The 11,333-nt window shown below is 72.4% G+C and carries 11 protein-coding genes; 6 read left to right on the top strand and 5 right to left on the bottom strand.

Annotation, left to right across the window (positions count from 1 at the left end; translation table 11 throughout):
• The first annotated feature begins 34 nt into the window (after positions 1 to 34).
• The 3 genes from RND61_RS10375 to RND61_RS10385 all read left to right on the top strand — a co-directional run bounded on the left by RND61_RS10375 (position 35) and on the right by RND61_RS10385 (position 2,741).
• Positions 35 to 877 carry a DUF4097 family beta strand repeat-containing protein gene (locus RND61_RS10375; protein ID WP_315877555.1) on the top strand — a complete coding sequence of 281 codons (843 nt, stop codon included), beginning with the start codon at positions 35 to 37 and terminating at the stop codon, positions 875 to 877.
• Positions 878 to 939: 62 nt separating this feature from the next.
• A complete protein-coding gene (locus RND61_RS10380; protein WP_315877556.1) occupies positions 940 to 1,953 on the top strand; it encodes an ATP-binding cassette domain-containing protein in 1,014 nt (337 codons plus the stop codon).
• Positions 1,950 to 2,741 (top strand): ABC transporter permease, encoded by a 792-nt coding sequence (locus RND61_RS10385; RefSeq protein ID WP_315877557.1) that lies wholly within the window; start codon positions 1,950 to 1,952, stop codon positions 2,739 to 2,741. The genes RND61_RS10380 and RND61_RS10385 overlap by 4 nt, the downstream gene beginning before the upstream one ends.
• A 250-nt stretch (positions 2,742 to 2,991) precedes the next feature.
• On the opposite strand, the gene RND61_RS10390 is transcribed toward RND61_RS10385, so the two are convergent.
• Entirely contained in the window at positions 2,992 to 3,510 is a 519-nt protein-coding gene (locus RND61_RS10390; protein ID WP_315877558.1) for a hypothetical protein, read from the bottom strand.
• 501 nt (positions 3,511 to 4,011) lie between these two features.
• Here RND61_RS10390 and RND61_RS10395 point away from each other — a divergent pair.
• Both RND61_RS10395 and RND61_RS10400 read left to right on the top strand, forming a co-directional pair.
• Positions 4,012 to 4,524, top strand: a complete 513-nt coding sequence (locus tag RND61_RS10395) for an SRPBCC family protein (protein WP_315877559.1) — start codon at positions 4,012 to 4,014, stop codon at positions 4,522 to 4,524.
• Positions 4,525 to 4,574: 50 nt separating this feature from the next.
• Positions 4,575 to 6,914 carry an FdhF/YdeP family oxidoreductase gene (locus RND61_RS10400; protein ID WP_315877560.1) on the top strand — a complete coding sequence of 780 codons (2,340 nt, stop codon included), beginning with the start codon at positions 4,575 to 4,577 and terminating at the stop codon, positions 6,912 to 6,914.
• A gap of 121 nt (positions 6,915 to 7,035) precedes the next feature.
• On the opposite strand, the gene RND61_RS10405 is transcribed toward RND61_RS10400, so the two are convergent.
• From RND61_RS10405 to RND61_RS10420, 4 genes are all read right to left on the bottom strand, one after another.
• On the bottom strand, positions 7,036 to 7,641 hold the full coding sequence (locus tag RND61_RS10405; protein WP_315877566.1) for an NUDIX domain-containing protein: 606 nt from the start codon (positions 7,639 to 7,641) through the stop codon (positions 7,036 to 7,038).
• A 69-nt stretch (positions 7,642 to 7,710) separates the two neighbouring features.
• Complete coding sequence (locus RND61_RS10410; protein ID WP_315877561.1) at positions 7,711 to 8,229, bottom strand: hypothetical protein; 519 nt, start codon at positions 8,227 to 8,229, stop codon at positions 7,711 to 7,713.
• A gap of 256 nt (positions 8,230 to 8,485) precedes the next feature.
• Positions 8,486 to 9,550, bottom strand: a complete 1,065-nt coding sequence (locus RND61_RS10415) for a cobalamin-independent methionine synthase II family protein (RefSeq protein ID WP_315877567.1) — start codon at positions 9,548 to 9,550, stop codon at positions 8,486 to 8,488.
• 11 nt (positions 9,551 to 9,561) lie between these two features.
• On the bottom strand, positions 9,562 to 10,101 hold the full coding sequence (locus RND61_RS10420) for a hypothetical protein (protein WP_315877562.1): 540 nt from the start codon (positions 10,099 to 10,101) through the stop codon (positions 9,562 to 9,564).
• Between the two features lie 224 nt (positions 10,102 to 10,325).
• Here RND61_RS10420 and RND61_RS10425 point away from each other — a divergent pair, with 224 nt between their 5' ends.
• Positions 10,326 to 10,850: an EF-hand domain-containing protein gene (locus RND61_RS10425; protein ID WP_315877563.1), complete on the top strand. Its 525-nt coding sequence runs from the start codon at positions 10,326 to 10,328 to the stop codon at positions 10,848 to 10,850.
• Positions 10,851 to 11,333: the final 483 nt, after the last annotated feature.

Below are 11,333 nucleotides of genomic sequence, written 5' to 3' on the forward strand. Positions count from 1 at the left end.
GGACGCCCTGAAGAGCCAAGAGGACGGGACAGCCATGCCTTCTTTCGACACCCCTGCACCGATCGCGGCCACGGCGCGCGTGGAAGCCGGTTCCATCCAGTTCACCGCGGGCGACCGCCTCGACACCGTCGTCGAGGTGCGGCCCCGCGACCCGAAGAAGGACCTGGACGTGCGGACGGCCGACCAGACCGAGGTCACGTACGCGAACGGCGCGCTGACCGTCGGGACGCCCAAGTCCTCCCTGTTCGGCCGCACCGGCAGCGTCGACGTGACGGTCGAACTGCCCACGGGCTCGCACATCGACACGACCGGCGCCTGGACCCAGGTGCTCAGTGAGGGCCGGCTCGGCGAGGTCCGCGTGAAGACCTCGTCCGGCGACGTCCGCCTCGACGCGACCGGCCCGCTGAAGCTGACCGCGTCGCACGGCTCGATCAGCGTGGACCGGATCGAGGGCTCGGCCGAGATCACCACCAGCTCCGGCAGTCTGCGCGTCGGCCTCGTCGACGGCCCCGCCGTCCTGAAGAACTCGCACGGCACCACGACCGTCGGCGCCGCGACCGGTGAGCTGCGGGTGAGCGGCGCCAACGGCGACATCGAGATCCGGCGCGCCGAGGGCTCGGTCACGGCCACCACCGCCCACGGCACCCTGCGCGTGGGCGAGGTGGCGCGCGGCAGCGTCCAGTTGGAGACCTCCTACGGCGCCATCGAGGTCGGTGTCCGCGAGGGCACGGCCGCCTGGCTCGACGTCAGCTCCGGCGCCGGCCAGGTGCGCAACACGCTCACCGCGTCCGAGGCCCCGGAGGAGGCCGAGGACACCGTCAAGATCCGCGCCCGCACCCGGTACGGCAACATCGACGTCCGCCGGGCCCGGGGCTGAGCACCGGCCCCGCGAAACCGTCCGCCCACCCCAGTGACTCCACCCTTCGAACGGGAGGACCCATGCCTTCATCTGTCATGCCCATGTCCATATCGGAGCGGGGTGACGGCCTCCGGGCGCCCGCCGCCGTCTCCGCCGTCGGTCTGCGCAAGTCGTACGGCGACAAGACCGTGCTCGACGGCATCGACCTGCGCATCCCGGTCGGTTCCGTGTTCGCGCTGCTCGGGCCCAACGGCGCCGGCAAGACCACCGCCGTGAAGATCCTGTCCACGCTCATCACCGCCGACGGCGGGCGGGCCCAGGTCGCGGGCCACGACATCGCCACGTCACCGGACGGGGTGCGCGCCGCGATCGGTGTCACCGGGCAGTTCTCCGCCGTCGACGGGCTGATCACCGGCGAGGAGAACATGCTCCTCATGGCGGACCTGCACCACCTCTCCAAGCGCGAGGGGCGGCGGGTCACCGCCGAACTGCTGGAGCGCTTCGACCTCGTCGACGCCGCCAAGAAGCCCGCCCAGAGCTACTCCGGCGGCATGAAGCGCCGCCTCGACATCGCCATGACCCTCGTCGGCGACCCGCGGATCATCTTCCTCGACGAGCCGACCACCGGCCTCGACCCGCGCAGCCGCCACAACATGTGGCAGATCATCCGCGAGCTCGTCTCCGACGGCGTCACCGTCTTCCTCACCACCCAGTACCTGGAGGAGGCCGACGAGCTCGCCGACCGCATCGCGGTGCTCAACGACGGCAAGATCGCCGCCGAGGGCACCGCCGAGGAGCTGAAGCGGCTCGTCCCCGGCGGACACGTCCGGCTCCGCTTCTCCGATCCGTCCGCGTACCGGAACGCCGCCACCGCACTCCGCGAGACCTCCCGGGACGACGAGTCCCTCGTCCTGCAGATCCCCAACGACGGCAGCCAGCGCGAGCTGCGCTCCCTCCTCGACCGGCTGGACTCGGCCGGCGTCGAGGCCGACGCACTGACCGTGCACACGCCCGACCTCGACGACGTGTTCTTCGCCCTGACCGGCTCCACCGTGCCGAGCCGGCCCGACCGGACCAAGGAGGACGTCCGATGAGCTCCCTCCCCCTCGCCGTGCGCGACTCGTCCACGATGCTGCGGCGGAACCTGCTGCACGCGCGGCGCTACCCGTCCCTGACGCTGAACCTGCTGCTCACGCCGGTCATGCTGCTGCTGCTCTTCGTCTACGTCTTCGGCGACGTGATGAGCGCCGGCATCGGGGGCGGCGGGGCGGACCGGTCCGAGTACCTCGCGTATCTCGTCCCCGGCATCCTGATGCTGACCATCGGCGGCACCACGATCGGCAGTGCGGTGTCCGTCGCCACGGACATGACCGAGGGCATCATCGCCCGCTTCCGTACGATGGCGATCCACCGCGGGTCGGTGCTCATCGGACACGTCGTCGGCAGCGTGTTGCAGTGCGTGATGAGCGTGGTCCTCGTCGGGGCCGTCGCGGTGGCCATCGGGTTCCGGGCCGCGGACGCCACCGCCCTGGAATGGCTCCTGGCAGTGGGGCTGCTGACGCTCGTCGCGGTGGCGCTCACCTGGATCGCGGTCGGAATGGGCCTGTCCAGCCCGAACGCCGAGGCGGCCAGCAACAACGCCCTGCCGCTGATGGTCCTGCCGTTCCTCTCCAGCGCCTTCGTACCGGTCGACGCGATGCCGGGCTGGTTCCAGCCGATCGCCGAGTACCAGCCCTTCACCCCGGCCATCGAGACGCTGCGCGGGCTGCTGCTCGGCACCGGGATCGGCCACAACGGGTGGCTGGCCGTCGCCTGGTGCCTCGGGCTGGCCGTGCTCGGCTACCTCTGGTCCGCGTCGCTGTTCGACCGCGACCCGAAGTAGCGGGAGGAGGACCGACCGGCGACCCGGGCCCACGGCCCACGTCTCGTCCCGCTCCGGGGCGGCGCACTCCGACACCGCGTCGGCGTACGCCGCCCCGCCGGCGTACGCCGCCGCCCACCGGTCGACCACATCCTGCACTGGTCGACATCGCGCCGACGCCGCCAGTATCAGGCACATATCAGCCACTGCAAACGACGCGGACACAGTCCCTGAGAACTGCCCAGCAATCAGAACAAACACCGTTGCAGTACTAGCGGCCGACGCTGCTCCAGTCGGCGGGGGCGGGCGGCACCGAACGGCCCGCGGCGTGCTCGTGGAGGCGCCGGGTCAGTTCCGGCAGGTCGTATGCCGGAAAGCTCACCTGGAGCAACCGCAGGTGGAACCGCGACGGCAGTTCCTCCTGGAACATCGCCGCGTCCATCGGCTTGACCTTCACGTCCCACGCGTCCGGGGCCGCCCAGTGCGTCATCCGGACGTAGAACGCGTCCCGCGGCCCGGCGTTCGCCACGGCCGAGAGGAAGGCGAGTCCGCTGTCGACCGGGAAGTCGATGAACATCCAGCCGCGCCTGGACTCCACCCACCGCGCCATGTGCGGCAGCTTCTCCGGCCAGGCGGCGTTGCTCTCGCCGGCGTCCTGACAGCAGGTGAAGGTGTCGAACCCGCACTCCCAGACCGCCCGGATCGTGGGCGCGAGCTGCTCGTCGATCTGTGCCTGCCGGTCACCCACCCGGACGAGGACGGTGGGGTGACTGCCTTCGTAAGACGTCATCGAGCGAGCATAGGCGCAGGGTACGACACCGGGGCGGGCGCCCCGGACATCCGTTGGGTGGCCCGCCGACGGGCCCCGCCCGCCCTGCCCGCCCGGAACGCTTGGCCACACCGTGCCGGGCGGGGCCGCCCGGCACTCCGGTGGCGCTCCGCGGACTCGTCGTCGAACGCGCGGGCGCCCCGGACGCGGGCCCGCGGGGCCCGGCGGCGGCCCCCGCCCCACCCGGATGGCGCACCGGCGTCCCCGGGCGGCGCGCGGGCGGCGCGGAAGCCGGGGCGCCGAATCCGGTACCGGTCCGGCCGGGGCGGACGAGCGGCGTCCTCCTCCGACCGGAGGGGCGCCGGCGCGCCCGTGCCGCGCCGGTCACCCGTATGCCCGGCCACCGGCCGGCATGGGACGGCGCTTTCCGGGGACCCGATGGCCCGAGCGTGGCTGAACACGCCCGGTGCCGTGCCGTACGGCCACCGGTCGCGGCGAGGAGACGGGCAGGGCCTTGAGGTCATGAGCACCATCGAAGAGTCGGTCGACGTCGGCGTCCCGGTCCATGTGGCGTACAACCAGTGGACGCAGTTCAAGACGTTCCCCCGCTTCATGGACAACGTCGAGCGCGTCGACCAGATCCAGGCGGTGATGACCCACTGGGTGACCCGGTTCGGCCCGAGGACGTACGAGTACGACGCGGAGATCGTGGAGCAGGTCCCGGACCGGCTGGTCCGCTGGAACGTCCTCGACGAACCCCGGCACACCGGCACGGCGACCTTCGAGGAGCTCGACGCCGGCCGCTGCCGGGTGACCCTCCGCGTCGACCTGCGGTCCCGGGGGCTCGTGGGGCAGGCGGCGACCGCCCTCGGCCTCGCCCGCCGCGCGGTCCGCACCGCCCTGACGTCCTTCAAGGAGTTCACCGAGGGGCAGGGCCGCGAGACCGGCGCCTGGCGCGGCGAGATCAGCAACGGCCACGTCCAGCCCACCGAGGGCCGGAGCCGCCCCCACGTGCCGACCTGGCCGACCGGCTGACCGCGCACGGACGCCGGGGGACGCAGGACACGGAGCGAGGAGAGGTCACGTTGCACAAGCCACCGAACGAGGAACCGGGCGACGACCGCCTTGAGGTCACCCCGCCCAAGACCTGGGCCGCGGGCGCGCCGGCGGTGTACCACGCGATGAAGTACTCCCTGGACCAGACGTCGGTCCGGCGCACGGGGCTCACGCTGCTGAACCTCAACCAGGTCCGCGGCTTCGACTGCCCCGGTTGCGCGTGGCCCGAGCCCGAACCGGGGCACCGCCCCGTGAACGAGTACTGCGAGAATGGCGCCAAGCACACCAATGACGAGGCCACCTCGCGCCGTGTCACGGACGACTTCTTCCGCCGGCACCCGATCAGCGAGCTGGCCGGGAAGTCCGACCGGTGGCTCAACCAGCAGGGCCGACTCACCCGGCCCGTGGTCAAACGGCCCGGCTCCGACCACTACGAGCCCATCAGCTGGAGCGCCGCCCTCGACCTGCTCGCCGACGAGTTGAAGGCGCTGGACTCCCCGAACGAGGCGGTCTTCTACACCTCCGGCCGCGCCAGCAACGAGGCCGCGTTCGTCCTGCAGCTCTTCGCCCGCGCGTTCGGCACCAACAACCTGCCGGACTGCTCCAACATGTGCCACGAATCCAGCGGCACCGCGCTCAACGAGACCCTCGGCACCGGCAAGGGCGACGTGTCGCTGCGCGACATCCACCACGCCGACCTCATCCTGACCGTCGGCCAGAACCCGGGCACCAACCACCCCCGGATGCTGACCGCGCTGGAGAACTGCAAGCGCCGCGGGGGCCGGATCGTCGCCGTCAACCCGCTGCCCGAAGCGGGCCTGGTCCGCTTCAAGCAGCCGCAGCGGCCCCGCGGCGTCATCGGCCGCGGCACGCAGATCGCCGACCGCTTCCTCCACATCAGGATCGGCGGGGACCTGGCCCTGTTCCAGGCGCTCAACCTCCTGCTCCTGGAGGCGGAGGAGGCCGCGCCCGGCACCGTCCTCGACAGGGGCTTCATCGACGCCCACACCCAGGGCTTCGAGGAGTTCGCCCGGCACCTGCGCGCCACCGTCTCCTGGCCCGAGGTCGAGGAGGCCACCGGCCTGGCCCGCACCCAGATCGAGGAAGTGCGCGACATGGTCCTCGACAGCGAGCGCGTGATCGTCTGCTGGGCGATGGGCCTGACCCAGCACAAGCACGGCGTGCCCACCATCCGCGAGGTGGTCAACTTCCTGCTGCTGCGCGGCAACGTCGGCCGGCCCGGCACCGGCGCCTGCCCCGTCCGGGGGCACAGCAACGTGCAGGGCGACCGGACCATGGGCATCTGGGAGCAGATGCCGGACCACTTCCTGGACGCCCTCGCCCGCGAGTTCCACTTCGAGCCGCCCCGCGAGCACGGCTGGGACTCCGTCAATGCCATCCGGGCCATGCGCGACGGTCGTGCCAAGGTCTTCCTCGGCCTGGCCGGGAACTTCGTCCGCGCCGTCCCGGACAGCGAGGTCAGCGAGGCCGCCATGCGCAACTGCCGGCTGACCGCGCACATCTCCACCAAGCTCAACCGCTCCCACGTCGTGTGCGGCGAGAGCGCCCTGATCCTGCCCACCCTCGGCCGCACCGAGCGGGACGTGCAGGTCACCGGCGAGCAGTTCGTCACCGTGGAGGACTCCATGAGCCAGGTTCACGCCTCCCACGGCGTCCTCGAACCGGCCTCCAAGCACCTCCTCAGCGAGGTCGCCATCCTCAGCCGCCTGGCCCGCCGCACCCTCGGCGACAAGGTCCCCGTCCGCTGGGAGCGCTTCGAGGCCGACTACGACTGCGTCCGCGACCACATCTCCCGCGTCGTCCCCGGCTTCGAGGACTTCAACACGCGCGTCCGCCGCCCCGGCGGCTTCGGCCTGCCCAACCCGGTCAACGAGGGCGTCTTCCCCACACCCGCCGGCAAGGCCCTCTTCAGCCGCAACGACTTCGAGGCCCTGACCGCCCCGCCCGGCCACCTGATCCTGCAGAGCCTGCGCTCCCACGACCAGTGGAACACCGTCCCGTACACGGACGACGACCGTTACCGCGGCATCCACGGCTCCCGCCGCGTCGTCTTCGTCAACTGGTACGACATGCGGGAACTCGGCTTGGAGGAAGGCGCACCGGTCGACCTGGTCGGCGTCTGGAAGGACGGTGTCGAACGCCGGGCGGACGACTTCCGGGTGGTCGGCTACCCGACCTCGCGGGGCTGTGCGGCGGCCTACTACCCGGAGACCAACGTGCTGGTGCCGCTGGACAGCGTGGCGTCCTTCAGCAACACGCCGACGTCCAAGGGGATCGTGGTGCGGCTGGAGCCCCGGCGGGAGGGTCGCACGACGGCGCCGAGGGCGGAAGGGGAACCTTCGCCCTGATCTCCCGGCCGCGGCCCTCCCGCGTCCCCGGCCGCGCCGCCGGCCGGCGCATCCGCGGGGAGGGCCGCTGCCGACGGCGCCGGAGGACCGCACGCCCGTCGACGCCTGCCGGCCAGACCCGTCAGCGGACGCCCGCTGCGGGGGCGAAGGGGCCGTCCAGGGCCGCCCACTGCAGGAGGAGGACGGTCTTGCCGTCGGCGATGCGTCCGTCGCGGGTCATGGCGAGGGCTTCGGCGAAGGGCAGTTCGAGGACCTCGATGTCCTCGCCCTCCTCTTCGAGACCGCCGCCGGCCCCGGTGCGGTCGGCCGGGGTGTAGGGGGCGGCGAAGAAGTGGAGGCGTTCGGTGACGGAACCGGGGCTCATGTAGGCGTCGAGGACGTGGGTGAGCGGGCCCAGGGTGACGCCGAGCTCCTCGGCCGCCTCGCGGCGGACGGCGGCCACCGGGTCGTCCGCGTCGAGCAGCCCCGCGGCGGCTTCGACGAGCATGCCGTCGGGGTGGTCGTTGACGTAGGCCGGGTAGCGGAACTGGCGGGTGAGCAGGACGCAGCCGCGCGCGGTGTCGTAGGGCAGGACGACGGCGCCGTTGCCGCGGTCGTAGGTCTCGCGCGCCTGGGTCTCCCAGCGCCCGTCGCGGCGGCGGTAGTCGAAGGTGGTGCGGCGCAGGACGTGCCAGCCCCGGGAGGTGAGCTCAACGTCGCGGACCACGACGCCGGGGTTGCGGTCCAGGTCGCGCCCGGCCCGGTCGAGGCCGGTGCGGCCGCGGGAGCGGGTGGGCGAGGGGCCCGCCGACCGGGCTCACGGGAAGTACAGGGCGGCCTTCTCCAGCACGTGGCCCGTGAACATGCCACCCCAGACGACCCGGCCCCGGTACATCGTGGTCCGTACGGCGTCCGGGGCGGTCTCGACGGTGAGGGGCCGGTTGATCAGCGTCGTGTCGAGGATCCGGGCGTCCTGGGCGGCCCACCGGGCAGCCTCGGGCCGGACGCGCGCGCTCACCAGGGCGGGGAGCACCAGTGCTGCGTTGCGGGCACCGGGCATGCCGCCGCGCAGGCCCTTGGCGTGGAGCGCGGCCCACACGGCGAACTCCCCCAGGACGGCCACGTCGACCTCGGGCACGACGGTCGCGAAGACGAACAGCTCGGCCTTCGTCCCGAACCAGCGGATTTTGCGGTCGGCGCGCCGGCCGGCCACCACCCGGCGGCCGTTCCACTGCGGCAGGGTCACCGCGCAGCCGTCGGCCGTCAGCCGTTCGTGGAGAGCCGTGAGGTACGCGACCGCCGCGTCGGCGGTCGGTCCGGTCGCATGCGGGTTCATGCGCGGATCCTCCAACACCCTTGGCGGGCAAGGGAAGAGGCGCACGGGCGGGAAACGGGCCCCGAACGCCCGGCCGAGGAGAGGGATGACGAATCTCGGCGGAGCCGGGAGAGGCTTGCTCGGCCACCCGGCCGGTCTCGCCCGGGACGCGCCCGGCACCCGTGACGGCCCGCGCTTCCCTTGCGGGTTGCACAGGCCGGCGTGTCGCGGGTTTCCGTTTCCCCGGCGGGTTCGGTGACCGGTCGGGTCCTTTCGTTCAGCCGACGAGTTCGCGGGCGGCCAGGGCGGTGCCTTCGACGCGGGCGCCGATTTTGGCGAAGGCGGTGCCGCGGGAGGTGGAGGTGTCGTCGGCGAAGGGGGAGAAGCCGCAGTCGTCGCAGGTGCCCAGACGGTCGAGGGGGAGGTGGCGGGCGGCGGCCAGGACGCGGTCGCGCACCTCCTCGGGTGTCTCGACACGCGGGTCGATCGGGTTGGTGACGCCGATGAACACCTGGGCCTGGGCGGGGAGGTGTTCGGCGAGGACGGCGAGGACCCTGTCCGGTTCCGGCTCGCTGGAGAGCTGGACGTAGAAAGCGCCGGCCTTGAGCCGGAGGAGCGTGGGCAGCAGGGCCGTGTAGTCGACGTCCAGGCTGTGGGTGGAGTCCTGGTCGCCGCCGGGGCAGGTGTGGATCCCGATCCTGGCCCGTTCGGAGGTGGAGAAGCGTTCCAGGACACGGTTGTTGAGGGCGACGAACTGGTCCAGCAGGCTCCCGCCCGGGTCGAGCTTCAGTGCGAGACGGGCTTCGGTGAAGTCGAGTTGGACGCGGTGGGCGCCGGCGTCCAGGCACCGACGGATGTCCGTTTCGGCTTCGGTGGTGAGGTCGTCGATGAAGGCTTCGCGGGGGTACCCGTCGATGCCGTCGGGCGGGTAGAGCAGGCTGAGCGCCGACGGCGCGATGACGGCCTGCTTCACCGGTGATGTCGCGTGCCGGAGTGCGGCGTGCAGGTAGTGGTCGGCGTACCGGCCGTAGCGCAGCGGTCCGGCCGTCAGGCGGGGCAGCTGCCTTTGGTGTCCGTCGGCGAACGGGATGACGACGCCGTCGGGTGCCAGTCGGTTCAGGCCGGTCAGGGGGTAGGTGACGAAGCTGGGTTTGGCCTGCTCGCCGTCGGTGACGACCGGGGAGCCGATCTCTTCCAGCCGGCGGACGGTGTCGCGGACCGCACGGTCCTGGACGGCGGCGATCTCCTCGTCGCCGATGCGACCCGCGGCGTGGTCTGCCATGGCGGCGAGCAGCTCGGCGGGCCGCGGGACGCTGCCGATCGGTTCGGTGGGAATGACCACCGGGGTCCGGCTCACGGCCTGATCTCCAGCTGCGCCTCACCGCTGCTGCCCCGGAGGCCGGACAAGAGGCAACTCGTGGGCAGTTCACCGGGGAGCGCGGCAACGGTCCGATGCGCCGCCAGCCCTTCGCCGCGTCCCTCGACGACCCGGCCCGACAGCCTGACCACGAGGACGCCGGCGATACGGATGCTGGTGCTGCTGTCGTACGTGATCGACGACTGTTTCCCGTCGGCGTAGTGGACGACTTCCCCGACGCGCGGGCTGTTCACCGTGACGCAGGACGCCGCGGGCGACTTCCCTTCCAGGTAGCCGGTGGCCGGTACGGTCCGGCCGGGAGCGACCGCGCACGCGTAACTGGCACGTGTCTGGACGCGGGTCTGGCGGGGCAGCAGGGTCAAGGGGGGTTCGTACGTGCTGGTGCTGGAGCCCGTGCACAGGACGCTCTCTTGGTGAACGGGCCCGTGGGCCTGAACGTGGGGAGCCCACACCATCGACGAGCCCACCAGGACCAGGGAACCCAGCGCGGCTGCCGCACCGTGTCTGTCGAACATCCACCCTCCACGGAATCCGGTACTTCCAACGGGCTGTGACTACCCCGGGCCGCCCCTGCCGCCCCCGGCTCCTTGGGACACACCACCCGCGCACTACGCGCAGTACGCGTGGGAAACGCCCCCGCGCCCCCCCGAACGAGTGCCTTGGCCGTCAGGCCGAGGGGTAGAAAAGTCGATCCGGAATGGAGCGTTCACGCTCGAACGCCACGGCGGAAGGAACCGCGATGGACCAGACGGCCGCACAGAAGCTCGTCTTCGCCATGCTGGACGCGGACGGGGACGGCATCGTCTCCAGGGAGGAATACATGGCGCGCACCAGGAACGTGGCGCTGGCCATGGGGCTCAAGGAAGACGATCGGCTCGTCGTCACCGCACGCACCCTCGGCGAGCGGGCGTGGGCGTCGATGGACGCCGACGGCGACGGGGGGATGACCTTCGACGAGTACGCGGCCTGGGCCGGTGCCGAGGCGTTCGACACCGTCTGCGCACCCGTCCTCGGCGCGCTCTTCGACCTCGCCGACACCGACCGGGACGGAGCCCTCGGCCTCTCCGAGTTCACGGCCCTGCGCACAGCGCTGAACAACCCGGCCACCAACGCCGAAGCGGCGTTCGCGGCCCTGGACACCGACGCCGACGGCCGCGTCGGCCGCGACGACTACATCGCGTCCATCCGCGCCCACGTCACCGGCGAGGGCTCTCCCATGGGCAGGGCGCTGTACCACAGGCCGCTCTCCGACGTCCCGGTGTGACGGTCGGCGCCGTAGCGGGGGCCGGCCCGGCGCCCGACGTCGTCGGCCTGGTCGTGCTCGCCCCCTGCCCGGCCGGCGCCCCGGCGTTCGGTCGGTCCCGGCGCCGCCGGCTTGGCCGTGCCCGTCGCCCCGCCGCTCGACCGCGTCCCCTCCCGGGCCCACGCCGCCGAGTCGGCGCCCGGTGCCGCGCGCTCCGGGCCCGTTCGGTGCCGCCGGCCATGGGCCGCCGCCGGTTCCGTGCGGCACCTCGCCGTCCCGGCCGGCCCCGGCCGTGGACTGCCGCGCTCCGCCGCCGAGTCGGCCGCCTTCCGGCCGTCGCCGAGCCGTCCCGGCCGGCGGGTGACCGACGCGTACGGCCGTGACGCCCGGAACCCCGCCCCGTCGCCGCCGTATAAGAACGATCGTTCTTGACTGATCGTTCTTTTACGGCGTACGGTCACGTCATGGGACGACCGCGCGCCTTCGACACCGAACAGGCCGTCA

It is taken from the genome of Streptomyces tamarix (assembly GCF_032423885.1).
GTDB lineage: Bacteria > Actinomycetota > Actinomycetes > Streptomycetales > Streptomycetaceae > Streptomyces > Streptomyces tamarix.